The organism is Ruegeria sp. BK1, from assembly GCF_056535645.1.
Genome location: NZ_JBQFIS010000001.1, coordinates 653,342 through 676,999 on the forward strand (window position 1 = coordinate 653,342; position 23,658 = coordinate 676,999).

Here is a 23,658-nt window from a genome sequence, read left to right on the forward strand (position 1 = left end):
GGCCTCTTTTTCTCAAGCGTGCTGCGTTACTTTCAGAGGAGAGACTACGTATGAATCCGATTACCCAGCCCTTGGAATTTCAGGCTGCCGCAATCCGCATGGCAGGCTACGCGGTGAGCAACCAGATGAAAATCATGCAAATTCTGGCTTGCTCGGCGATGGAGCTGCCATTTTTTCAGGTGCAGGCACTGCACGCCTCATCCGCTGCGCCCGCGCCTGTTGCACCGAAACCTCCAGCGCCGGCCAAGCCGAAACCGGTAGCCCGTGCTGCCAAGGTGAAAACGCCGCCGGCGGCTAAAGCCAAACCTGCGGTCAAAGCGAAACCGGCAGCGAAGCCAGCCGCCGAATCACCTAAACCGGCAGCCGTGAAATCCACACCGGCCAAAGCAGTGGCTGCCAAACCGGCCAACAAACCGCAGATAGCCAAACCAGTGGCGAAAAAACCAGCTGCGGCCAAGCCAGCGGCAGTTAGATCGCCCATCGTAGCCAAGCCTGCGGCTGCAAAACCGGTAGCTGCCGCCGTTGCGGCGAAGCCTGCGGTTAAGGCTGCGCCGAAACCGGCAGCGGTCCCTGCTGCATCCAAGCCAGTGACCGCAAAAGCTGCGCCGAAACCGGCCGCTCCTAAGCCTTCGGCGGTAAAACCCGCAGTTGCAAAAACGGCAAAGGTCAAGGCAGAGGCACCTAAACCAGCCGCACCCAAGGCGCAACCTGCCAAACCCGCAGCACCCAAGGCCGAAGCCGCGAAACCCGCAGCACCCAAGGCCGAAGCCGCGAAACCTGCTGCACCCAAGGCCGAAGCCGCGAAACCTGCTGCACCCAAGGCCGAAGCCGTCAAACCTGCTGCACCCAAGGCCGAAGCCGTCAAACCTGCAGCCCTCAAGGCAGAGGTCGTGGCACCAACCCGCCGGACCCGTGCGCCATCGAAGCCGCCCGCAATGCCCAGCGCGACCAACAAAACGCAAAAGTAAATCGGGGCATCCGCTTGACACAGTCGTGCAGGCGCGCCAACGCTGCGCCTCATGACGGATATACGCCCGGTTGGATATGTGATTGGCCTGCTGGTTGCCATTCTTGGGGCGACCATGATTCTGCCTTTGCTTGCGGACCTGATCGAAGGGCGCGACGAATGGCATGTGTTCCTTGAAAGCGGGATCATCACCGTCCTGACAGGCGTCATTCTGGCAATGAGCTGCTCGAACGGGGTGGGCGAAGGTCTGACAATCCGTCAGACCTTTTTGCTGACCACCGGGGTTTGGGTCGCTCTGCCGTTTTTCGGCGCGATCCCTTTTTTGATCGGCGCAACAGAACTGCGCTTTGTCGACGCTTACTTCGAAGCGATGTCCGGCCTGACGACCACCGGTTCGACCGTGATTTCCGGGTTGGATAAGCTGCCGCAGGGCCTGTTGCTGTGGCGCGGAGTGCTGCAATGGTTGGGTGGGATCGGGATCATCGTCGTCGCTATGGTATTTCTACCCGAACTTCGGGTGGGCGGGATGCAGATCTTCCGCTCGGAAGGGTTTGAAACTATGGGGAAAATTCTACCCCGCGCGCAAGAGATCGCGGGTCAGATTTCCCTGATCTACGTCTTTCTGACCTTCGTCTGTGTGCTGGTATATGCCGGCTTTGGCATGAGCTTTTTCGACGCCGTCGTCCACGCCATGACCACAATCGCGACTGGAGGGTTCTCGAACTACGACGCCTCGTTCGGGACGTTCTCGGGGCCGACGGAATATGCCGCCTCGGTGTTCATGATTTTGGCGGCGCTTCCTTTCGTGCGCTATGTGCAACTGGCAAATGGCAACACCAGTTCGCTGTGGAAAGACAGCCAGATCCGTGCCTTCCTGGCCACGATCCTTCTGCTAGTCGCGATAATGACCGTCTTTCTGCTAACCGTCTTTCCGCATCACTGGGAACAAGCGTTCCGGGAATCTCTGTTCAACATCACCTCGATCATCTCGGGCACAGGCTATGCCAGCGTGAACTATATGACCTGGGGCAGTTTTCCGGTCATGGTGTTCTTCCTGATCGGCCTGATCGGTGGCTGCGCGGGCTCGACCGCCTGTTCGATCAAAGTGTTCCGCTATCAGTTACTGTTTGCCTCGATCAAGACCCAGATACGCCGCATCCGCTCGCCCCATGGGGTGTTCATGCCTTTGTATGATGGACGGCCGATAAGTACGGATGTTCTGACCTCTGTGATGAGCTTTTTCATGTTCTTTGTGCTGTCAATGGGCGTTCTGGCCTGGGCTCTGGCGCTGACGGGTCTGGACTTTATCACCTCGGTCTCGGGCGCGGCGACGGCGTTGGCCAATGTAGGGCCGGGGCTTGGTGATCAGATCGGTCCGGCAGGCAATTTCGCGGGGCTGAGCGATACCGCCAAGTGGCTGTTGTCCATCGGGATGCTGGTCGGGCGGCTTGAGCTCCTTGCCGTTTACGCCCTGTTCACCGTTCAATTCTGGAGAAACTGATGAAAAGACCCCTCGGCGCGCAAATCTCGCATATGCTTCGGGATCGCGGTGTGGATGTGATTTTCGGCATCCCCGGCGTGCATAATCAGGAAATGTACCGGGGGATCGAAGAGGCGGGCATCACCCATGTTCTGGCTCGGCACGAACAAGGGGCCGGGTTCATGGCCGACGGCTATGCGCGGGCAACTGGCAAGCCGGGGGTGGCCTATGTGATTACCGGGCCGGGCCTGTGCAACATCATGACACCTATGGGGCAGGGATATTCGGATTCGGTGCCGATGCTGGTTCTGTCCTCATGTCTGGACGAGACCGAGGCGTCAAAGGGCCAGTTGCATCAGATGAAGGACCAGCGTGGGGCCGCCGGTACGGTTGCGGATTGGTCGGTGCAGGCAAATTCGGCCCAAGCCGCTTACGGGCTGGTGGAGCGCGCCTTTGAGGAATTCGAACTGTCGCGCCCGCGTCCCAAGCATATTCAGGTGCCGATCAAACAGCTCCAGGCCGAAGCAGATCCGGCCCCGTTTCCCAATCAGCCGGGGCTGCGCACCAAGGCCGCGCCGCCGGATGTCGCGCCCGTTCTGTCGATGCTGAACATCGCCGACAGGCCCTTGTTCATCCTGGGGGGCGGGGCGCGGTCCAACCTGTGGCGGCAGATCCTGACCCAACTGGGGGCGGCCTGTTTCACCACCTATGCGGGGCGCGGCATGGCCGGGTTGAACTATGCGTTGGATTTTGGTTCCTACCTGCCCAGGCCGGGCAGCGCGGAAGTTATCGACTCGGCCGATCTAGTTGTGGTCGTTGGATCGGAGCTGGGTGAAGTTGACCTGTGGCGCGACGATCTGGGGCATTCCGGAAATCTGGTGCGGGTCGATCTGGACCCGGCTGTACTGTCCGACCGCCACCGGGCAGCGGTCAAATTGCAGGTGGATGGAGAAAGCTTCGCCCATGCGCTTTGGGCGGCGATCGACCATGTGAAACCGGCAACTGGCTGGACCGAGGACGAAGTGGCGCAAGCCCGCGCGAAATGGCGGGTCGAGGTGGACGCCGAACGCCCCGGCATCGTCCCCGTGCTGGACGCGCTGCGCGAAGCGATGCCGGCCGAGACCATGATCTATTCGGACATGACCCAGCTAGCCTATGTCGGCAAAGAGGTCTGGGACATGACCTTCCCCTACCACTGGCATCACCCGACCGGGTTCGGCACGCTGGGTTACGCTCTACCCGCGGGGATCGGCGGTGCGGTTGCACGGCGCGGAAAACCGACGGCGGTGATGGCCGGGGACTACGGGTTTCACTACACAATGGCCGAGCTGGGTGTCGCGGTCGAGTTGGGCTTGTCTCTGCCCATCATTCTCTGGGACAACGCCAAGCTGAAAGAGATCGAGGACAGCATGGTCCGGGGTCAGATCGCACCCAACGCCGTGGTCGCGCGCAACCCCGATTTCTGCAAACTCGCCGAAGCGTTTGGCGCTCTGTCCGCAAACCCCTCTAGCCTGGAGGAGATGCAGCAGACGGTTCGTGGGGCATTCTCGGCGCCGGGTCCGACGCTGATACGGGTGACGCCCGACATCCTGACATAAGAAAAGCGCTGCGTGGGTTTTGCGGCGCTTTTTTGTTTTGGATTAAGTGCTTACTCCCAGCAGTGAACCAGTACAGTCATACCTGTAGCGCGACGGTTCAGTTCGTTGGGCGACACCTGACCGGTGGATTGACCGGCCTGACCGGCAACGCCCGCCTTATCAAGGATTTCACCCAGACGCGCCGCGGTTGCGGCCAAACTGACCGAGGCGGGCAGGGTTCGGCCGTCCGCGGGCGTCGGCAATAGCATCCCCACAACCTGACCGCTGGTGTCAAAAATCGGGCCACCTGCGTCGCCGGGTAGTGCGGCCAGCGCCAGACGTTTCACGCCCTCTTCACCGTTCAGCCCGCGCACATCGGCGATCTGGCCATAGGTCAGCGTCGGTGCGCCCAACGCGCCTTCATAGGAGAACCCGGACACGGCGACCTCGGTCTGAATACGCGGAGTAGCTTTATTGAACTCGGCAACATTCAGCGGGGCGAGGGTGGTTTTGGGACGCAGGACGGCGACTCCAAGATCCACATCGGTCCAGGCGACCTGAAGTTCCTGATCACCGTCCAGCGTCAGGCGGGTGCACATGTCGGTGGCCTCGGTCACGGTCAAAATCGTACCGTTGGCGTCCGCGAAAAAGCCCGAACGCGACAGACGGGGTTTGCGCAGCTGCAGGCCCGAGATCAGGTCAATGCGCTGCTCTGCCTCGGCGCTGGCGCTGGCATCCAGAACGGCGTCATTGGTGGAAAAACTGGTCTTCATCGCCGCCAGAACACGGGCGCGGCGGGCCTCATCCCCGTCGGGCCACACAAGGGCGAAGCCCTTGATCTGGCCGTCTTGCAACTTGGCTTCGGTATAAGACACGATACCGTTGCCGCGCCCTTCGAGCGTAAAACGGTCACCGCGCAACTGACGAGGGCCGTCCAGCGGCACTATCTCGAGCGATTGCATGACCTCGTAAAGCGCGCGCAGGGTGTTCTTGTCGCCTTCCTGACTGATCAGCAGTGCCTTGGCATTCAAGTCAGAGGCGCTGTTGAAATGGGCAAACGGGGCCTCATACCGGTCAAAGGCAACAGCGCTAAGCGGCAGGTCCAGATCAATCCCCGCCTGCGGGTCGGAATGGCGGGCCATCCCGACGCTGATCAGAGGGGCGTTGTAGTCGTCCATCAAGGTGGTGCGTTGCGCGGTGGTTAGAACTCCGGTGGCCTCGAACCCGTTGAAGCGCTGCCAATCCGCCATCGAACGACGGGTGCCTTGCCCGAAAGCTCCATCAATGGTCGAATTGTAGAACCCGGCGGCCTGAAGGGCGGTTTGCAACGCGCGTCGATCCTGCGCGCTGAGCAGCCGTTCGGATTGTAGCGCCTGCGCGCGGGTTTCATCTGATGTCTGCGGCGTCAGCCCGGTTGCAGGTTGTTCCGGCGCAGCGGTTGTCGGAGGTTCCACTGCGGCGCGGTCTTGGCCGGTGCTCGAAACAGGCCAGAACTGCGGCCCAAAACTGTTGGAAAACGCGATGTAACTGTCGGAGGGGATTTGGCCTTCAGCGCGATAAACCCTCAAAACTTGCTCGGCATCAGCGCGTAAATACGGTCCTATAACAATGGCGTACCAGCCAGAGTTCAAGCGAAACCCATTCACGTCTGGTAGAAGGGACGCATAGGCCTGCGCGCGCTCTTGGGCTTGGCTCAGGGATGGCCGTGCCTCGACCTGAACCCAGACGCCTGCCTCTTGCTGAGCGAAAACGGCGCGGGTGCCGAAGAGGAAAAGAAATAGAATTGCTGTAAATATGCGTGTCATTGTCTGCCCGTGTCCGCAATTTTTATCTGGGTGGCAGAGTACGCCAAGTGCAGGGTTGAACACCATGCCCAGATTGCGGGGAATTTGCAGTGTGGCGACGCAGTGACAGGACGGACGCACTGGCCCGTTGACGCCCATTGGCCCCTTGCATAGGAAGGGCAAAACCCATCGTTACCGGCGCAGCGGCGCCCAAAGGGAATGTCATGACCGAACAGTCCAGCGCACCTCGTTCTTTTCAGGAGATTATCCTGCGGCTTCAGTCCTATTGGGCCTCGAAAGGCTGCGCGATCCTGCAGCCCTATGACATGGAGGTCGGTGCAGGCACATTCCACCCGGCGACGACTTTGCGCGCCCTGGGGTCCAAGGCATGGGCTGCTGCCTATGTGCAACCCTCGCGCCGCCCGACCGACGGGCGATATGGTGAGAACCCCAACCGATTGCAGCACTACTACCAATATCAGGTGTTGATCAAACCCAGCCCACCGGACCTGCAAGAGCTGTATCTGGGTTCGCTTGAAGCGATCGGTATCGACATGGAGCTGCACGATATCAGGTTCGTCGAGGATGACTGGGAAAGTCCCACTCTGGGCGCATGGGGTCTGGGCTGGGAGGTTTGGTGCGACGGTATGGAAGTCAGCCAGTTCACCTATTTCCAGCAGGTCGGCGGCCACGACTGTACACCCGTTTCGGGCGAACTGACCTATGGGCTGGAACGTCTGGCCATGTATGTGCTGGGTATCGACCATGTGATGGACATGCCCTTCAACGACCCTCAATCGCCCAGCCCGTTGAAATATGGCGATATCTTCAAACAGACCGAGGAAGAATACGCCCGCTGGAATTTTGACGTGGCCAATACCGAGGTCCTGCTGCGCCACTTTGAAGAGGCCGAGGCGGAATGCGCCACTATTCTGGCGCAAGAGCATGATGATCCAAAGACGGGCAAGCGCATCGTGATGGCGCATCCGGCTTATGATCAGTGCATCAAGGCCAGCCATATCTTCAACCTGTTGGATGCGCGTGGGGTGATTTCAGTCACCGAACGGCAGGCCTATATCGGGCGGGTGCGTGCCCTGGCCAAACAATGCGCAGATGCGTTTGTCATGACCGAGGCTGCCGGGTACGAGGCTTGATGGCCAGATCACGCCAATCCGGGCAGCAACACCTTCAGGCCGTCGGCGATCATGCTTATGGCGATGGCCGAAAGGATCATGCCCATGAAGCGGCTCATAATAACGCGCGCGTTTGCGGACAATCGTTTGGCCAGCGCCGATGCGTTCCAGAAGGTGACGAACAGCAACAGCAGGACGACCAGAAATACGCCTGCATAAAGCATCGCATCCACTGGTTTGGTGATGTGATGAGCATAGAGGATCAAAGTCGTGATCGTGCCCGGACCGACCAGAATGGGAAAGGCCAGCGGATAGAACGCCACGGTGTCGGGTTCGGGATAGGATTGCTTTTCATCCTCGGTACCGTGATGGGTGGTGCTTTGATTGCCGCTCAGCATGTTGAGGCCGATCATCAGGACGACCAGTCCTCCCGCAACGCGCAGGTCATCGACCGAAATGCCAAACAACCCCAACGCCTGATTGCCGATGGCCGCAAAAGCACCCCCCAGGATCAGGCAATAGATCGTCACTTTCGCCGCCACCTTACGCTGATCGGCCGAGGACAACCCTTCGGTCACGCTGAGGAAAACGGGCAGGTTGGTGATCGGGTTCATGATCGCAAACAAAGCGCCGAAGAATCCGACGGTAAGGGTGGAGTCCATTCGATAAGCCTCGTATCAACCTGTTACGTGCCGGACCCTGTCCGATTTCATGCGCATTTGAAAGAGGCTGCGTGACCAATGACCGGAAAACTGCTTGCTCTTCTGTTGCTTGGCTCGGCCGTTTTGGCCGGGGCAGGGATGTACTACCTTCAGGTTTACGGGTTCTACTATTCGGTCGATCCGCAGCCGCGACGCGATGTCCAGCTGGTGGCTGTGACTTCTGAAAAAGCGGAGCCAATTGCTTACTCGGGGTTTCAGGCGATTGATGCCGACAGCTCTCCGATCCGGTATCGGGCCTGCTTTGAAACCGAGCTGACCCGGGAAGATCTGGCCGCTTTCAAGCCGGTGGACAATGCTGAGCCGCTGACCGCGCCCGGGTGGTTTGACTGTTATGATGCCGTGACGATTGCGGATGCACTGAAATCGGGACAGGCGCAGGCTTTCATGGGGCAAAAGAACATCCACTATGGCGTGGACCGGATCGTAGCCGTGACGCAGGACGGCAAAGGCTATGTCTGGCATGCGCTGAACAATTGCGGCGAAAAAGCTTATGACGGAACCGTGGTAGGCGAAGAGTGCCCGCCGCGCCCGCAGGAGTAGCGAATTGATCGAAGAGATGCTGCAAATCCCGGATTTCCTGACGGCCACAATGGGGTTTGCTGTCTATCTGATCGGGGCCGAGATCAACGCCCGTGTAGCAGCGCTACGGCAATTCAACATCCCTGAACCCGTAACCGGAGGGTTGCTGGCCTCGGTCTTTCTGCTGGGGCTTTATCTGCTTTTCGGGATTGAGATGACTTTTGGTCTGGCCGCGCGGGATTTCCTGCTGGTGGTGTTCTTTGCAGGGATCGGTTTGAATGCCCGGCTGTCGGATTTGATCGCGGGCGGGAAGCCGTTGCTTTTGCTTCTGATTCTGACACTTGTGACGATTATTTTGCAAAATGGCGTGGGCGCTGTTGGGGCAGTGCTTTTTGGCTATCCGGCGCAGGCCGGGGTGCTGTTCGGCTCGGCCGCGCTGATCGGCGGGCACGGCACTGCAATCGCCTGGGCCCCCGAAGTGGGTGCGGTAACTGGATTAGAGGGCGCGACCGAACTGGGTGTGGCCGTTGCAACCTTGGGCCTTGTATTGGCGGCTCTAGTCGGCGGCCCCATCGCGCGTTATCTGATCGAGGGCCGGAACCTGACACCTGAACGACCGGACGAAGAGCACACCGTCGGCCTACCCGAAAACCCCTCCGAGGCTGCCTCAAAGGTGGATCACCTGACCATCATGCGGGTGATGCTGTATCTGAACATCGCAATTGTTGCCGGGTATTTGCTTCATCAGGCCATCAGCGCGGCGGGGTTGAAGCTGCCGCTTTTCGTGCCTTGCCTAATCATGGGGATCGTAATTGCCAATCTGCGTTCTGCGCTTTTCCCCAAGGCTCCGCCCGTTGCCCGAACGCCCTCGCTGGCGCTTATTTCCGAGTTCTCGCTGGGCGCGTTTCTGGCCATGTCACTCATGAGTTTGCAGCTGTGGACCATTGCCGAGTTGGGGCTGGCTATCATTGTGATTTTGGCAGCGCAGACACTTATGGCCGTGGCTTTTGTTATCTGGGTATTGTTCCCGGTGATGGGCGGCAGCTACCGCGCTGCTGTCTTGTCAGCGGGGTTCGGCGGGTTCGCCCTTGGGGCCACTCCGACCGCTATCGCGAATATGACCGCTGTTACCAAGCGATATGGCCCGTCGCCTATTGCCTTTATCGTGCTGCCCCTTGTATCCGCGTTCTTTGTGGATATTGCCAATGCCATCGTCATCCAGACGATCGTGAACTTCTAAGGACCGACCATGCCCGACCTGCTGATCGAACTGTTTTCCGAGGAAATCCCCGCACGGATGCAAGCCCGTGCCGGTGAGGATCTGAAAAAGCGGATTACCGATGGTCTGGTCGAGGCCGGTCTGACCTATGCCGGGGCCGCAGCGCTGACCACGCCGCGCCGCCTGACTCTGGCGGTTGAGGGGCTGCTGGCGGAAAGCCCAACCATCCGCGAAGAACGCAAGGGCCCAAAGGTCGCCGCCCCGGACAAAGCCATCGAAGGCTTCCTGCGCGGTGCGGGTCTGACCCGTGATCAGCTGGAAGAACGCGACACCCCCAAGGGCGCGGTTTATTTCGCCACCATCGAAAAAGCCGGTCGCCCGGCAGCCGAGATCGTGGCCGAAGTGCTTGAGGCCACCATCCGCAATTTCCCATGGCCCAAGTCGATGCGCTGGGGCAGCGGCCCGCTGCGCTGGGTGCGCCCTTTGCATTCGATCCTGTGCATTCTGTCGGATGAGGCGGGCGCGCAGGTCGTGCCGCTTGAGGTTGATGGGATCAAATCCGGGGATACCACGGGGGGGCACCGTTTCATGGCTCCGGATCGGTTCTCGGTCACGTCTTTCGAAGACTATGCCGCCAAACTTAAACGCGCCTTTGTGGACCTGAACCCTGCGGACCGGGCCGAGCATATCTGGAACGACGCGCAAAACATGGCCTTTGCCGCCGGTTTGGAAGTGGTCGATGACAAGGGCCTGCTGGCTGAGGTTGCCGGTCTGGTCGAATGGCCGGTGGTTCTGATGGGTAAGATCGATGACGAATTTCTGGACCTGCCCCCTGAGGTTCTGCAGACCTCGATGAAAGAGCATCAGAAGTTCTTTTCGGTGAAGAACCCCAAGACCGGTCGGATTGAAAAGTTCATAACCGTCGCCAACCGCGAGACTGCCGACAATGGCGCGACTATTCTGGCAGGGAACCAAAAGGTGCTGTCGGCCCGACTGGCGGATGCAAAATTCTTCTGGGAAAATGACCTGCGCATCGTCAAGTCCGACGGGTTCGAACCTTGGGTCGAGAAACTGAATGCGGTGACGTTCCATGCCGAACTGGGCTCGCAGGGCGAGCGGGTTCTGCGCATCGCCGCGCTGGCGCATGAACTGGCCGGGGCAACGGGTGCGACGCCCGCACTGGCGATGATGGCCGCACAGGCGTGTAAGGCCGATCTGTCATCCGAGATGGTGTTCGAATTTCCCGAATTGCAGGGCTTGATGGGCCGCTACTACGCTCAGGCTGCCGGATTGCCAGCCGAGGTGGGGCAGGCCAGTCAGGAGCATTACTCGCCGCTTGGCCCGTCGGATGATGTGCCGACCGCGCCGGTTTCCGTGGCGGTGGCGCTGGCCGACAAGCTGGACACGCTGACGGGGTTCTGGGCGATTGACGAAAAGCCGACGGGCTCGAAAGACCCGTTTGCGCTGCGCCGTGCGGCGCTTGGGGTGATCCGGTTGATCCTGACCAACGATCTGCGCCTGTCATTGAATGATACCTTCACGTCGGCATTGGGAAGCCTGCTGAAACTGCCCGAATGGCAGGCAGCCCTGCTGGGGGCCAAGGCGAAACAAGCTAAGGCCGAGGATGCTGAGGCTGCCGCGCAGGAGGTTCATGGGCTGGCTCATCAGGTCGAAGCCGCGACAGCGATTGTCAGCAATGCTCCGGCGGACCTGCTGTCCTTCTTTCACGACCGCCTCAAGGTGTTCCTGCGAGACGAGGGCATCCGCCACGACATCATCGACGCCTGTATCGCGATGGACGGCAATGATGACCTCAACCTGTTGGTCAAACGCGCTCGTGCTCTGAACGCGGTGATCGCGACCGAGGATGGCGAGAACCTTGTTCAGGGCTTCAAACGCGCCAACAACATCCTCACACAGGCCGAGGAAAAGGACGGCGTCGAGTATTCCTACGGTGCGGATGTGAAATTCGCCGAGACCGACAGCGAAAAGGCGCTGTTTGCGGCGCTGGATAACGCGCAAGGTAAGATCGAAGCCGCGCAGAAGGCCGAGGATTTCCCCGCAGCCATGACCGCTATGGCCGCACTGCGCGGTCCGGTGGATGCCTTCTTCGAGGATGTTCAGGTCAATACCGACAATGACATCCTGCGGCGCAACCGCCTGAACCTGCTCAGCCAGATCCGGCAGGTCTGCGCGCGCGTCGCGGACCTCAGCAAGATCGAGGGCTGATCCAGATCGCCCTTGCGCCATTGGTGCAGCGGCTTATGCTGCGGGCAAACAATAGGTGCCGCAGTGCAGAATAACCCGCATACTACATTAATTACGCCCACAGCACCCGTGACCGCTTCGTCGCACGGGGGGCGTGCGAAGTGCCTGCAACGGCTTGTGCGTCTGGATATGCCGGTTCCGCGCACCGTGGCTCTGTCTTTTGATGCGGTGCAGAACATTGCGCAGGGCCAAGTTCCTGATATCGACGCTATTCTGGAGCAGTTCGCGCAGACGGATCTGTTGTGTGTCCGTCCCAGCTCTGAAGACCCCGATTGGGGTGGTCCCGGCGCAATTCTGAATATCGGGATGAACGACGCGCGCTATGTGGACCTGTCGGATTCGATGGGCGTCGAGGCTGCGGCAGCTTTGTACCTGCGTTTTGTCCAAAGCTACGCGATCCACGTGGCACGTCTGGACGCGGATGTGTTTGACGAGATCGACGCGGACGGGCGCGAAGGTCTGCAACAATCCCTGCGCGCCTACGAAGACGAGACGGATGAAAGCTTTCCGCAGGACCGGGGCGAGCAATTGGTTGCGGTTTTGCGCTCGATGGCGCGGGCGTGGGATGGCACTTCGGCGCGGTTGCTGCGGCAGGCAAAAGGTGCGCCCGCGGATGCCGGGCTGGGCCTTGTGATTCAAGAGATGATACCCGGCGTCGGTCAGGGAGAATGCGGGTCGGGCGTGTTGCAACTTATTGATCCGACAACAGGAATGCCGCAGATCACCGGTCGCTATCTGAGCCAGAGCCAGGGCCGCGATGCGCTGGGGGAAGGGGTGGCCGCGCTCTATCTTGAAAAGGACCCGCGCGGGAAATCTCTCGAAGAGGTTGCGCCTGACGCGTTTGCTGACCTGAAGGCACATGCCGCGCAGATGCGAGCCAAGCTACGCGAGGAGATGCAGGTCGAGTTCGTGATCGAAAACGGTCATGTCCATATTCTGGACGGTGTGCGGGTGCAACGCAGCGCTCGGGCGGCGGTCCGGATTGCCGTGCGTCTGGCCGAAGACGGCATCATACCGCCGCAAGAGGCCGTGATGCGAGTCGATCCGCATTCGCTGAACGAGTTGTTGCACCGTCAGGTTCACCCAGACGCGCAGCGCGACGTCCTGACCACCGGGATTGCCGCCAGTCCGGGTGCTGCTACTGGCAAGATCGTGTTCACAGCCGCCGAGGCACAGGCCAGCGCCGCACGGGGTGAACCCTGTATTCTGGTCCGCCGCGAAACCGCACCGGAGGATGTGCGCGGGATGCACGCAGCTGTTGCCGTGTTAACCGAGAAGGGCGGGATGACCAGCCACGCGGCGGTGATTGGCCGTGGTCTGGGTCTGCCCTGCATAGTCGGCGCGTCCGAGATGCGATTCCAGACCAAGAAGAAGCTGCTGACCGCACCGGATGGTCGGATGTTCAAAACCGGGGATGTTCTGACAATCGACGGTAGTTCGGGCCAGGTTCTGGCAGGGCAGCCCGCAATGCTTGAAGCTGCTCTGGACGATTGTTTTCAAACGCTTATGGGCTGGGCTGACGCGGAGCGTGACATTGCCATCCGCGCCAATGCCGACACACCTGCCGATGCACAGACTGCACGCAACTTTATGGCGCAGGGTATAGGACTGTGCCGGACCGAACACATGTTCTTTGATCCCGGTCGTCTGATCGTGATGCGCGAGATGATCTTCGCGCAAACCTCTTCGGGTCGCGCGGCGGTGCTGGAACGCCTTTTGCCGATGCAGCGCGAAGACTTTGTCGAACTGTTCCGCATTATGGAAGGCCAACCCGTCTGTATCCGCCTGTTCGACCCACCATTGCATGAGTTCCTGCCCACCACTCGCAGCGGTCAGCGTGAGCTGGCCGAAGCGCTGGATCTGCCGGTCTCGGACGTTGAGCGCCGGGTGGACGCAATGACCGAATATAACCCCATGTTGGGTTTGCGCGGCGTCCGTCTGGGCGTGACCGTGCCTGAGATTTACGACATGCAGGCCCGCGCCATCTTTGAGGCGACGCTTGAGGCCAGCAAGAACGGCGCACCAGTTGTGCCCGAGGTGATGATCCCTCTGGTTTCGGCCAAGCGCGAGGTCGAGCTCGTCAAATCGCGCATCGACACGGTTGCCGCCTCGGTCGCGGCTGAGCGCGGGCAAGAGTTTGAATATCGGCTGGGTGTCATGGTCGAAACCCCGCGTGCCTGTCTGCGCGCCGATGAGATTGCGCCGCAGACTGCGTTTCTGAGCTTCGGTACCAACGACCTGACCCAGATGACTTACGGCCTGTCGCGCGACGATGCCGGGCGCTTTATGTCGGCCTATGTCCAGCAGGGTGTATTCGCCGAAGACCCATTCCACGTGTTGGATTCGGATGGCGTGGGAGAACTGCTGAAACTGGGCGCTGAGAGGGGGCGGCAAGTTAAACCGGACGTGACCCTATCGGTCTGTGGTGAACATGGCGGAAACCCCGAATCAATCGCCATCTGCCGTGCGCTTGGATTCGACTATGTCTCCTGTTCACCCTTCCGGGTCCCGGTCGCTCGGCTGGCTGCCGCTCAACTGGCGATTTCGTCCAGACTTGGGGGTTGACAGCGGCACAGTCCGCTAGGATTAGTTGGAAACAAATCTCACCGTCGTCATATATTTTTGACGTTACGGCGATTTTCCACTTGCTTTTTTTAGAAAACTGGACGTTTCCGATTCAATTCGGTATGAGCCTCGTCGCGCCCGCCGGGGGAGGGTATGGCGCCGAATGTGCCTGTGCGAGGTTATCTGAATGCTACGATACATACTGGCTGCTGCCACATTGGCGGCAACCGTGCTGCCAAGTGTTTCCGTCGCTGAGAGGGAAACCACTGATACTGCCAAGCGTGAACTTGTGACTCGGACTGAACTGCCCGGTCAAAACTTCCGCGAATACTTGAATTTGTTCAAGCCCCGAAAGGTGCTTGAACAGCAGAAAATATCCTACTCCAAGGACTGGCTGGATGACCAGCCCGCCGCAACCGGGGATGAGCACTTCAAATGCCTGGCCGAGGCGCTTTACTTCGAAGCGCGTGGGGAAAGCGTGCGCGGTCAATTTGCCGTGGCTGAGGTCATCATGAACCGTGTAGACAGCAGCCGCTTTCCGGACACGCTGTGTGGGGTAATCAAGCAAGGGACCGGCAAGAAATACCAGTGCCAGTTCACTTATACTTGTGATGGCCGCAAGGAAGTGATCCGAGAGAAAAAAGCCTATGAGCGGGTGTCCAAAGTAGCCCGTGCCGCGATTGACGGCCTGAGCGATGCGCTGACCGAAGGGGCGACCCATTATCATACCAAGGCGGTGAAACCGTCCTGGGCGCGGGTCTACAAGGAAACGGCTCGGATTGGTGTGCATATTTTCTATCGCCACAATTATCGGACGGCTAGCAACTAACTGACGCACCCGCGCTGGAACCCTGATGGCGCGGGGCGTTGGATGATCTATGTTATGGGCCAGGAGGCTCATAATGCTGTTTAACCGTCGACAATTCCTGGGCGCGTCTGCTGCCCTATCTGCCTTTCCAAAAGTGGGCTTGGCTGCGTTTCCAGAACTAGTGGCGCGCGAAGCGGCGCAACAGATTGCGCCGGTGGAATTCCCGAAAACACCGGTTTGGGGCTTTGGCGGAACCGTACCGGGTACAGAAATCCGCGTACCGCAAGGCGGGCGCGTGCAGCGCAGGGTGTCGAATGCTCTGCCTCAGGCCACGTCAGTGCATTGGCACGGCATTCGAATTGACAATGCGATGGACGGTGTGCCGGGGCTGACGCAGGATGTCATCGAGTCCGGGGGCGCGTTCGACTATGACTTTGCTGTCCCTGATGCCGGAACCTATTGGTATCACTCACACAATCGCACGGTTGAACAGGTGGCCCGTGGCCTTTATGGCCCGCTGATCGTCGAAGAGCCTGACGCGCCAGACGTCGATCGGGATCTGACGTTGATGCTGGATGACTGGCGGCTGGACCCGGAAACCGGGCAGATAACGGATGATTTCGACAATGGACATGACCTCAGCCATGCCGGGCGGCTGGGTAATATCATTACCGTAAATGGTCAGTTGGATCCCTCGTATCAGGTGGGTGCGGCCGAGCGGCTGCGCCTGCGTCTGATCAACGCCTCGAATGCTCGGATATTCGATCTGGGTATAGATGGGCTGACCGGCTGGATCGTGGCGCTGGACGGGATGCCGTTGGAGACCCCGCTGGAGATTACCGACACCTTCCCGCTGGGGCCGGCGCAACGGGCAGACATGATCGTTGACGTGCGCGCCTTGGCCTCAGAAACCGCCAGCCTTGTCAGCTTTGAGCGTGACGGTGGTTTCGGCCTGGTCCGCTTTGACGTGTCGGGTGCGGGCAGAGCGGTGCGATCCGGCATCGCGGCGCTGCCGCCCAATCCTCTGCCGGTGATATCCACGGATAGTGCACCACTGCATCGGATGGAGATGCAGGGCGGCGCGATGCGTTGGCTCAGCTCGGCCAAGCTGGGCGAAACCGAGCTGACGGGGCAGGAACTGGCCCAACTTGGGCGGTTTTGGGCGTTGAACGGATATGCTGAACGCCCCAAGGACCCGTTTCTGGACACCCGACTGGGGGAAACCCACCAGATCGAGTTTGCCAACCAGACGGCGTTTCCCCATGCGATGCACATGCATGGCCATCATTTCCGTATCATCTTGTCGGACGGCAGCCTTGGTCCGTGGCGCGACACCGTCCTGCTGGGGCGGGGGCAAACCCGACAGGTCGCTCTGGTTGCGGATAATCCGGGCAGTTGGCTGTTGCATTGTCACATGTTGGGCCATGCCGCATCGGGGATGATGAGCTGGTTTCGCGTCACCTGACGACGCATTCGACGACTGGAAAGGCGTTTGTTGCGGTGCTATACGCGCCCGCAATGTCTAATTTGGGCAGATCAGTCCCAATGCCCGAGAAGGTCCGTCTTATGAGTTCTGAAATCCGCCTCGCCTTTGCGCACCCTTCGGAACGGTCCGAAGCGATGGCCGCCGGAGAGCCTTTGGATCGAATCTCGCTGAGGGATCACATTGTTGAGGTCGAGATCGGTGCCTTTCAGGCCGAACGTGGGACCACCCAGCGCATCTGCTTCAACATTGTGGTCGAGGTGCGGCCTTTGACCGATGCGATTGATGACGATGTTGACCGCATCCTGTCCTATGACCGCGTGACCGAGGCGATTGCCTTTGAACTGGCTGCCGAGCGGTTGAACCTGCTGGAAACATTGGCAGAGCGTGTTGCCGAGCGTATTTTGCTTGAACCGCAGGCTGTAAAAGCTTTTGTTCGAATTGAAAAACTGGATCGCGGGCCTGGCGCACTGGGGGTCGAGATTGTGCGTGGCAAGGATGCTGTGCACCACGACGTGGTCGAGGAAGAACGTCCCCATCCACGTCTTGTCTTCCTGTCGAACGAGGCGATTGCCTCGGGCAATCTAACCGGTTGGATCGACCAGCTTGAGAACCGGCAACGCCCGCTTATCCTGTGCGTTGGAAGTGCAGACTTGGCTGTTCCCCAGACGGGTCATGCGATGACCCAGCGTCGGATCGACCTTTTGGCGATCGAACAAAATGCTTGGGTTCTGGCCGCGCGGGATCACCGCTGCGTTGTTGTCTCGACCCGGACCGAGCTGGATTGGGCGATGAAGAACGGGCAGATTTGCGTTTGGGCCCCGTCCAAGATCGTGCTGGATGCGGTTGATGGTCCCTCGGCCGCGCCGTCGGACGCGGTGGCGCTGGCGGCCTGGTTTGCGGCCACATTTGAAGCCAGCGAGATGATGGTCATTGGAGGCGCACTGCCAGACGACCCTAAAACACCATTGCGCGCTGTCTCTGTGGATCAGGCGCAACTGTGACCACCTACTACAGACCTTTGGTTCAGAACGGCGCTCGGCGTCCTGAAGGGGCCGTGACTTTGGCCGGACAGGCGCTGTGGTTTACCCATGTGGAACGCTTGAGACGGACGGAAAACGCCTCTGTGGTCGCAGTGCAGGACGTGCCTGATGAGATTCTGGCCATCCTTTCGCGTCCCCGCGCGCCCATTGCAGGGCTGGATATGAACTGCCCGCACATCATGGGCATCTTGAATGCAACGCCGGACAGTTTCTCGGACGGCGGGGTGCACAATTCGGTGCAAACTGCCCGGGACGCGGCGGAGCAAATGGTTGGGCAAGATGCGACGATCCTGGATATCGGCGGCGAATCCACCCGACCCGGAGCCGCGTTTGTCCCAGAGGACGAAGAGATCGCCCGGACCAAGCCTCTGATCCAAGCGATCTGCGAGCGGACCAAAGCGCTGATTTCGATCGACACGCGCAAAGCCAGCGTCGCAAAGGCGGCGTGGCAGGCGGGGGCTGGCCTGATCAACGATGTCTCGGGCTTTACTTTCGATCCAGACTTGGCCCCGTTCTGCGCAGAAGTTGGGGCACCGGTCTGTGTCATGCATATGCAGGGCGACCCGACCAACATGCAGGACGATCCCAGATATAATGACGTGCTGCTGGACGTGTATGACTTCTTGAACGATCAGGTGCAGTATCTGGAGGCCCTTGGTCTGAACCGCAACCAGATCATTGTCGATCCGGGTATCGGTTTTGGCAAGTCCGTGGACCACAACGCAACTCTGTTGCGCAATCTCAGCCTGTTTCACGGGTTGGGATGCCCAATCCTATTGGGTGTGTCGCGCAAGGGGTTCATCGGGCAGATCGGCAAAGAGACGCGCAAGGACGCCCGCGCGCCCGGTTCGATTGCGGTTGGGCTGGCTGGTCTGGCACAAGGGGTACAGATCCTGCGGGTTCACGACGTGGCTGAGACCGCTCAGGCCTTGCGTCTGTGGGCTGCCGTCCGGTAATCCGGTCGCAGGCAAGAAACGACGGAGAGAGACCAATGCGCAAGCTGTTCGGAACCGACGGGGTGCGGGGCACTGCCAATACCCATCCGATCACGGCTGAGATGGCCCTGCGCATGGGAGCGGCCGTAGGCCGGTATTTCCGCCGCGATCAATCCGGTGCGCACCGCGTGGTTATTGGCAAGGACACGCGCCTGTCCGGGTACATGCTGGAAAATGCGCTGACAGCGGGGCTGACCTCGACCGGGATGAACGTGTTGTTGCTGGGGCCGGTGCCGACGCCTGCGGTTGGATTGATGACGCGATCGATGCGGGCGGATCTGGGCGTGATGATCTCGGCCAGCCACAACCCGGCCGAGGATAACGGCATCAAGTTCTTTGGCCCGGACGGGTTCAAACTGTCGGATCAGGCTGAGATTGAGATCGAGCGTCTGATCGAAGAGGGTGTCAAACCCGCGCAAGCGCAAAATATTGGCCGCGCGCGCCGGGTGGACGATGCGCGGTTCCGTTATGGTGAGCGAGTCAAATCCTCGCTGTCCCGCGATCTTCGGCTGGATGGATTGAAGGTGGTGGTTGATTGCGCCAACGGGGCCGCCCACCGCACCGCGCCCGAGGTTCTTTGGGAGTTGGGGGCCGAGGTCATCCCGGTTGGCGTCACGCCAAACGGTAAAAACATCAACTTGAATTGCGGCTCGACCAAACCTCAACTCGCGGCTGAGACGGTTGTGGCCCATGGTGCCGATGTAGGCATCTGTCTGGATGGCGATGCGGACCGGGTCGTTATGGTCGATGAACACGGGCAGGTTGCGGATGGCGACCAGTTGATGGCTCTGCTGGCCGGGAGCTGGGCCGAGGCTGACCGCCTTAAAGGCGGTGCTTTGGTGGCGACAGTTATGTCCAATCTGGGGTTGGAACGGCATTTGAACGCGCTTGGGTTGCGGTTGGAACGGACGGCGGTTGGAGACCGCTATGTCGTCGAACGGATGCGCGAAGGCGGGTTCAATCTGGGCGGCGAACAATCTGGCCATATCGTCATGAGTGACTATGCCACCACTGGTGACGGGTTGATGGCGGGGCTGCATTTTCTGGCCGAGATGGTGCATTCGGGTCGCAAAGCCTCGGAACTTGCGGTGCAATTCGAAACGGTCCCGCAATTACTTAAGAATGTGCGCTACGGCGAAGGGCAAACGCCGCTCGATACTGCGAACGTCAAAGCGGCCATCGCTGATGCCGAGGCGCGTCTGAACGGGCAGGGGCGCTTGCTGATCCGCAAATCGGGGACCGAGCCACTGATCCGCGTCATGGTCGAATGCGAGGACGATGCGCTGCTGACCCAAGTCGTTGATGGCATCGTCGCCGAGGTCGAGGCTGTCGCCGGTTAACGCCCAATCAGCATTCGGCGTAGGCTGAACCATTGGCTGATCGCCAGCCCGGTCAGGATCATGGCCAGCGCGATGAAGAATCTCAGCGGCAACGCCTCAGACAGAATCCATGCGCCAAAGACCATCGACCAGATGGGCACCTGATAGTTAACCAGCGTCAGGAATACCGACCCCGCGCTACGGATAATGGACACGCGCAATAGGGTGGCGAAGGCAGTGGGTAGAAGGCCAAGCGCAATGATTGCCAGACCGGGGCGCGTGCCCTGCCACTGCGGGATGCCCTCGGTCAGCAGCATGACGGGCAGCAACAGAACCGCCCCCACCATCAGCGACAATGCCGCCAACGCGACCGGATCAATCGGTGGGCAACGTCGGGTGAAGATCGATGCGCAGGAATAACAGAGCGCCGCTCCGATACAGGCCAGTTGCGCCAGCGGTTCCGTGCCTTGTCCGATCTGCGTTAGACCTGGTCCGATCAGCACCAATGCCCCGGAAAAACCCAGCGATACGCCCAGAAATCTGCGTAGATTCAACGGCTCGTCCGAGAAGAAATGCGCCAGCGGTAGTACCATTAGTGGAATCGCTGCCATCGACAGCCCCGCAAAGGCCGAAGGCACATATTGCTGCCCCCAGCTCAGCAACAGAAAGGGCAACGCGGTCGATAGCAGGCCGATGATGGCAATGAAGGACCACAGCTTGGCATCGCCCGCAGGCAATTTGCGACCAGTCACAGCCATCATTGCCAACAAAGTGACTGCCCCCAAAGTGGTCCGCGCGGTTGCAACCGTGACGGGGCCGTACCCTTCCAACGCCATAGCCACGACCATGAAGGTGCCGCCCCATATCAGGCCAAGTGCGATGACGCCGCTCCAGTCGCGGGATGTGGGTTGATCGACCATGCGCGGCCTCCGATTGGGACAAAAAAGGCGACCCGAAGGCCGCCCTTTCGCGTGATCCCGTGGGGATCAGTTCTTTTCTTTGTCGACCATTTTACCGGCCGAGATCCAGGGCATCATGGCGCGCAGTTTTGCACCGGTTTCCTCGATCATATGCTCGTCATTGGCGCGGCGCGACGCTTTGATGGTCGGCTGGCCAACGGCGTTCTCCAGCATGAAGTCGCGGACGAACTTGCCCTGCTGAATGTCGCTGAGAACCTCTTTCATACGCGCTTTGGTCTCGTCGTATTTCAGAATACGCGGGCCGGTGACGTACTGGCCGTACTCAGCCGTGTTCGAGATCGAGTAGTCCATGTTCGCGATGCCGCCTTCATAGATCAGGTCCACGATCAGCTTCACTTCGTGCAGACACTCGAAATAGGCCATCTCAGGCGCGTAACCTGCTTCGACCAGAGTTTCAAAGCCGCAGCGGATCAGCTCGACCAGACCACCGCACAGAACGGCCTGCTCACCGAACAGGTCAGTTTCGCATTCTTCGCGGAAGTTGGTCTCGATGATGCCCGAGCGACCGCCACCGATGGCGGAGCAATAGGACAGACCGATTTCCAGCGCCTTGCCGGTTTCGTCCTTGTCGACGGCCACCAGACAGGGCACGCCACCGCCTTTGACGTATTCGCCGCGCACGGTGTGGCCGGGGCCTTTGGGGGCCATCATAATGACGTCGACGCCTTCTTTCGGCTCAATCAGGCCAAAGTGGACGTTCAGGCCATGGGCGAACGCGATGGCCGCGCCGGGCTTGATGTTGTCATGCACGTATTTCTTGTAGGTTTCGGCCTGCAGTTCATCGGGCATGGTGAACATGATCAGGTCACACCAGGCGGCGGCTTCGGCGATACCCATTACGGTCAGACCTTCGGCTTCGGCTTTCTTGGCCGAGGCCGAGCCTTCGCGCAGCGCCACAACAAGGTTCTTCGCACCCGAGTCGCGCAGGTTCAGCGCGTGGGCGTGACCTTGCGAGCCATAGCCCAGGATCGCCACTTTCTTGTCTTTGATCAGGTTGATGTCGCAATCGCGATCGTAGTAGACGCGCATGTCGCCGGTCCTTTCTGTTTTCGATTGAGGATGGTTCTACTGGCTCATGCCAGGGAAGGCGATGGTGTTTTACTTGAATTATTCCGGCAGGCGTGAGAATTTATTCTCGCTTTAACTCCTTGGTGAAAAAATCATGCTAGATGATGTCGATCGCAGATTACTGCGGCATTTTCAGGCCGATCCCAGCCTCTCGACCGCAGAATTGGCGGAACGCGCGCGCATCAGCACAAGCCTGTGCTGGCGCAGGATCGAAAAAATGCAGGAGGCTGGCATTATTGAGGGGCAGGAGGCCGTCATAGACTGGTCGGCTTTAGGCTATGCTGTCGAGGTCTCGTTGCGGGTGACTTTGGACAAGACCCAGCCCCGTGCGTTTGACGAATTCACCGCAGCCGCGCGTAGCGTGGCCGAAGTGATCGAGATTCAGACCTTTTTGGGTCGTGTCGATGTACGCCTGTCCGTGTTGGCGCGGGACATGTCGCACTATCAGCAGCTCTACCGCGATCAGATCCTCACCTTGCCGCATATCGCGGATATCGAAGCGTTGATGCATATCGCGCGGGTCAAAAGCGACGTGGTGCTACCGGTATGAACGAGTTGGATGAAATCGACCGCAAAATTCTGCGTGCGCTCGTGCGGGACGCATCCCAAAGCGCCGGGGCGCTGGGACGCAAACTGGGCCTGTCCCAACCCGCCACATGGAGGCGCATCCGTCGTCTGGAAGACGCAGGGGTTATCAAAGGCCGGCGCCTGCGCCTGAACGCCGAGGCGCTTGGGTTTGGAGTTACGGTGTTTCTGGGCGTCAAACTGGCCCGCAAGGGTCAGATCAGCCTGGAGGATTTCGAACGTGCCGTCAGCGCCATCCCCGAGGTTCAGACGGTCGAGCATGTTCTGGGACTATATGACTACCGTCTGCGCGTCGTGGCGCGCGATCTGGCCGATTTCGAACGGGTGCTGCGCCGTCGGATCATGACCCTCCCCGGTGCAGGCGATGTCGAGGCCAATGTTTTGCTCAGTGAAGAACGCTTGCCGGGGCCGATCGGCTAGTCAGTATTTGGTTCTGATGCAATAGCCGGGATGGTGCGTCATCCGGGCAAATGTCATGGGTTGACCATCTTTCCATGTCGTCCGCTCAAGCTGAATCATCGAGGTCCCCGCCGTCGTGCCCATGAACTCTGCCAGCCGTCCATCAGCAGAAATCGCGCAGAACGCCACCTCGGCCTCGGTAAAGGGGGCGGCGTTCAGCAGCCATTCATGCGGGCCGTGATCGTTCAGATTGGCGTGCTCGACCTCGGGGACGGCGTCGATATTGATCCAGCGTTCTTCAAGCTGAAAAGGCCGGTTGTCAGCGTAGTGCATACAGATGACGTGCAGAACCTTTACATCAGGCGATACGCTAAGCTGCGATGCCAACCAACCCGGGCTGGGGACCACATTCCGTTCGACAAGAGCGTATCGATAGGTTGAGTTCTGGCTTTCAACCGACTGACGCGCCAGCGAAAACTCCAGCTTAGCATGTTTGCTCGGCTCTTTTTTAACGCGTGTGCCGCTTTTACGTTTGCGTTCGACAAAACCCTGATCTGCCAATTCACGCAGCGCCCGGTTCACCGTCGCCCGCGCGCAATTGAACTCCTCGGCCAATTGCGTTTCCGTTGGTAGCAGCGACCCCTGTGGCCAGATACGGGTTTCGATACGCCGCTTTACTTCGTCACGTACAACCTGAAAACTGATCCGCTTTTGCGCCGTCACGATTAGAAATACCTTTCTGCT

General features: G+C 59.8%; 20 protein-coding genes. 15 read left to right on the forward strand and 5 right to left on the reverse strand.

The window, feature by feature from the left end:
* Nucleotides 1-50 precede the first annotated feature (50 nt).
* From ACR3E7_RS03265 to ACR3E7_RS03275, 3 genes are read left to right on the forward strand one after another with little or no spacing between them, the layout of a single operon-like run.
* Entirely contained in the window at nt 51-968 is a 918-nt protein-coding gene (locus ACR3E7_RS03265) for a hypothetical protein (protein ID WP_480537108.1), read from the forward strand.
* 51 nt (nt 969-1,019) lie between these two features.
* Nucleotides 1,020-2,468: a TrkH family potassium uptake protein gene (locus ACR3E7_RS03270; RefSeq protein WP_170784370.1), complete on the forward strand. Its 1,449-nt coding sequence runs from the start codon at nt 1,020-1,022 to the stop codon at nt 2,466-2,468.
* Nucleotides 2,468-4,045, forward strand: coding sequence for a thiamine pyrophosphate-binding protein (locus tag ACR3E7_RS03275; protein ID WP_480503030.1), 1,578 nt, complete (start codon nt 2,468-2,470; stop codon nt 4,043-4,045). Before ACR3E7_RS03270 ends, ACR3E7_RS03275 begins: the two co-directional genes overlap by 1 nt.
* Nucleotides 4,046-4,095: 50 nt before the next feature.
* Here the strand turns inward: ACR3E7_RS03275 and ACR3E7_RS03280 are convergent, their stop codons facing one another.
* Nucleotides 4,096-5,829 (reverse strand): serine protease, encoded by a 1,734-nt coding sequence (locus tag ACR3E7_RS03280; protein WP_480503029.1) that lies wholly within the window; start codon nt 5,827-5,829, stop codon nt 4,096-4,098.
* 203 nt (nt 5,830-6,032) lie between these two features.
* Here ACR3E7_RS03280 and ACR3E7_RS03285 point away from each other — a divergent pair, with 203 nt between their 5' ends.
* Entirely contained in the window at nt 6,033-6,962 is a 930-nt protein-coding gene (locus ACR3E7_RS03285; RefSeq protein WP_170769402.1) for a glycine--tRNA ligase subunit alpha, read from the forward strand.
* A gap of 8 nt (nt 6,963-6,970) precedes the next feature.
* Here ACR3E7_RS03285 and ACR3E7_RS03290 read toward each other — a convergent pair whose 3' ends face one another.
* Complete coding sequence (locus tag ACR3E7_RS03290) at nt 6,971-7,603, reverse strand: MarC family protein (RefSeq protein ID WP_170788468.1); 633 nt, start codon at nt 7,601-7,603, stop codon at nt 6,971-6,973.
* Between the two features lie 78 nt (nt 7,604-7,681).
* Here ACR3E7_RS03290 and ACR3E7_RS03295 point away from each other — a divergent pair, with 78 nt between their 5' ends.
* From ACR3E7_RS03295 to glmM, 9 genes are all read left to right on the forward strand, one after another.
* Complete coding sequence (locus tag ACR3E7_RS03295) at nt 7,682-8,203, forward strand: DUF6446 family protein (RefSeq protein WP_480503028.1); 522 nt, start codon at nt 7,682-7,684, stop codon at nt 8,201-8,203.
* A 16-nt stretch (nt 8,204-8,219) separates the two neighbouring features.
* Nucleotides 8,220-9,422 (forward strand): sodium/glutamate symporter, encoded by a 1,203-nt coding sequence (gene gltS / locus ACR3E7_RS03300; RefSeq protein WP_480503363.1) that lies wholly within the window; start codon nt 8,220-8,222, stop codon nt 9,420-9,422.
* Between the two features lie 9 nt (nt 9,423-9,431).
* Complete coding sequence (gene glyS, locus ACR3E7_RS03305) at nt 9,432-11,630, forward strand: glycine--tRNA ligase subunit beta (RefSeq protein WP_480503026.1); 2,199 nt, start codon at nt 9,432-9,434, stop codon at nt 11,628-11,630.
* A 108-nt stretch (nt 11,631-11,738) separates the two neighbouring features.
* On the forward strand, nt 11,739-14,234 hold the full coding sequence (locus ACR3E7_RS03310; protein WP_331252071.1) for a putative PEP-binding protein: 2,496 nt from the start codon (nt 11,739-11,741) through the stop codon (nt 14,232-14,234).
* A gap of 187 nt (nt 14,235-14,421) precedes the next feature.
* Nucleotides 14,422-15,063, forward strand: a complete 642-nt coding sequence (locus tag ACR3E7_RS03315) for a cell wall hydrolase (protein WP_170769407.1) — start codon at nt 14,422-14,424, stop codon at nt 15,061-15,063.
* A gap of 73 nt (nt 15,064-15,136) precedes the next feature.
* Nucleotides 15,137-16,507 (forward strand): multicopper oxidase family protein, encoded by a 1,371-nt coding sequence (locus ACR3E7_RS03320; RefSeq protein ID WP_480503025.1) that lies wholly within the window; start codon nt 15,137-15,139, stop codon nt 16,505-16,507.
* Nucleotides 16,508-16,608: 101 nt separating this feature from the next.
* Nucleotides 16,609-17,529 carry a dihydroneopterin aldolase gene (locus ACR3E7_RS03325; RefSeq protein WP_170769409.1) on the forward strand — a complete coding sequence of 307 codons (921 nt, stop codon included), beginning with the start codon at nt 16,609-16,611 and terminating at the stop codon, nt 17,527-17,529.
* Complete coding sequence (folP, locus tag ACR3E7_RS03330; RefSeq protein ID WP_170788472.1) at nt 17,526-18,524, forward strand: dihydropteroate synthase; 999 nt, start codon at nt 17,526-17,528, stop codon at nt 18,522-18,524. The genes ACR3E7_RS03325 and folP overlap by 4 nt, the downstream gene beginning before the upstream one ends.
* 35 nt (nt 18,525-18,559) lie before the next feature.
* Nucleotides 18,560-19,903 carry a phosphoglucosamine mutase gene (gene glmM, locus ACR3E7_RS03335; RefSeq protein ID WP_170788473.1) on the forward strand — a complete coding sequence of 448 codons (1,344 nt, stop codon included), beginning with the start codon at nt 18,560-18,562 and terminating at the stop codon, nt 19,901-19,903.
* Here glmM and ACR3E7_RS03340 read toward each other — a convergent pair.
* A complete protein-coding gene (locus ACR3E7_RS03340; protein ID WP_170788474.1) occupies nt 19,900-20,802 on the reverse strand; it encodes a DMT family transporter in 903 nt (300 codons plus the stop codon). The genes glmM and ACR3E7_RS03340 overlap by 4 nt on opposite strands.
* 66 nt (nt 20,803-20,868) lie before the next feature.
* Nucleotides 20,869-21,891, reverse strand: a complete 1,023-nt coding sequence (gene ilvC, locus ACR3E7_RS03345) for a ketol-acid reductoisomerase (RefSeq protein WP_170769413.1) — start codon at nt 21,889-21,891, stop codon at nt 20,869-20,871.
* Between the two features lie 133 nt (nt 21,892-22,024).
* On the opposite strand from ilvC, the gene ACR3E7_RS03350 reads away from it, so the two are divergent.
* The gene (locus ACR3E7_RS03350; protein ID WP_170769414.1) at nt 22,025-22,480 is read left to right on the forward strand and encodes an Lrp/AsnC family transcriptional regulator; all 456 of its coding nucleotides are present in this window, start codon (nt 22,025-22,027) and stop codon (nt 22,478-22,480) included.
* Nucleotides 22,477-22,935 carry an Lrp/AsnC family transcriptional regulator gene (locus ACR3E7_RS03355; protein ID WP_170769415.1) on the forward strand — a complete coding sequence of 153 codons (459 nt, stop codon included), beginning with the start codon at nt 22,477-22,479 and terminating at the stop codon, nt 22,933-22,935. The genes ACR3E7_RS03350 and ACR3E7_RS03355 overlap by 4 nt, the downstream gene beginning before the upstream one ends.
* On the opposite strand, the gene ACR3E7_RS03360 is transcribed toward ACR3E7_RS03355, so the two are convergent.
* Nucleotides 22,936-23,637, reverse strand: coding sequence for a GntR family transcriptional regulator (locus ACR3E7_RS03360; RefSeq protein ID WP_170769416.1), 702 nt, complete (start codon nt 23,635-23,637; stop codon nt 22,936-22,938).
* Between the last annotated feature and the right edge of the window lie 21 nt (nt 23,638-23,658).

Excerpts from the sequence above, each read along its gene's own strand:
- ACR3E7_RS03315 (WP_170769407.1), top strand. The coding sequence starts at position 14,422 with ATGCTACGATACATACTGGCTGCTGCCACATTGGCGGCAACCGTGCTG.
- ACR3E7_RS03320 (WP_480503025.1), top strand. The coding sequence starts at position 15,137 with ATGCTGTTTAACCGTCGACAATTCCTGGGCGCGTCTGCTGCCCTATCT.
- ACR3E7_RS03295 (WP_480503028.1), top strand. The coding sequence starts at position 7,682 with ATGACCGGAAAACTGCTTGCTCTTCTGTTGCTTGGCTCGGCCGTTTTG.
- glyS (WP_480503026.1), top strand. The coding sequence starts at position 9,432 with ATGCCCGACCTGCTGATCGAACTGTTTTCCGAGGAAATCCCCGCACGG.
- glmM (WP_170788473.1), top strand. The coding sequence starts at position 18,560 with ATGCGCAAGCTGTTCGGAACCGACGGGGTGCGGGGCACTGCCAATACC.
- gltS (WP_480503363.1), top strand. The coding sequence starts at position 8,220 with ATGCTGCAAATCCCGGATTTCCTGACGGCCACAATGGGGTTTGCTGTC.
- ACR3E7_RS03340 (WP_170788474.1), bottom strand. The coding sequence starts at position 20,802 with ATGGTCGATCAACCCACATCCCGCGACTGGAGCGGCGTCATCGCACTT.
- ACR3E7_RS03275 (WP_480503030.1), top strand. The coding sequence starts at position 2,468 with ATGAAAAGACCCCTCGGCGCGCAAATCTCGCATATGCTTCGGGATCGC.
- ACR3E7_RS03355 (WP_170769415.1), top strand. The coding sequence starts at position 22,477 with ATGAACGAGTTGGATGAAATCGACCGCAAAATTCTGCGTGCGCTCGTG.
- ACR3E7_RS03350 (WP_170769414.1), top strand. The coding sequence starts at position 22,025 with ATGCTAGATGATGTCGATCGCAGATTACTGCGGCATTTTCAGGCCGAT.
- ACR3E7_RS03270 (WP_170784370.1), top strand. The coding sequence starts at position 1,020 with ATGACGGATATACGCCCGGTTGGATATGTGATTGGCCTGCTGGTTGCC.
- ACR3E7_RS03325 (WP_170769409.1), top strand. The coding sequence starts at position 16,609 with ATGAGTTCTGAAATCCGCCTCGCCTTTGCGCACCCTTCGGAACGGTCC.
- ACR3E7_RS03280 (WP_480503029.1), bottom strand. The coding sequence starts at position 5,829 with ATGACACGCATATTTACAGCAATTCTATTTCTTTTCCTCTTCGGCACC.
- ACR3E7_RS03290 (WP_170788468.1), bottom strand. The coding sequence starts at position 7,603 with ATGGACTCCACCCTTACCGTCGGATTCTTCGGCGCTTTGTTTGCGATC.
- ACR3E7_RS03285 (WP_170769402.1), top strand. The coding sequence starts at position 6,033 with ATGACCGAACAGTCCAGCGCACCTCGTTCTTTTCAGGAGATTATCCTG.
- ilvC (WP_170769413.1), bottom strand. The coding sequence starts at position 21,891 with ATGCGCGTCTACTACGATCGCGATTGCGACATCAACCTGATCAAAGAC.
- ACR3E7_RS03265 (WP_480537108.1), top strand. The coding sequence starts at position 51 with ATGAATCCGATTACCCAGCCCTTGGAATTTCAGGCTGCCGCAATCCGC.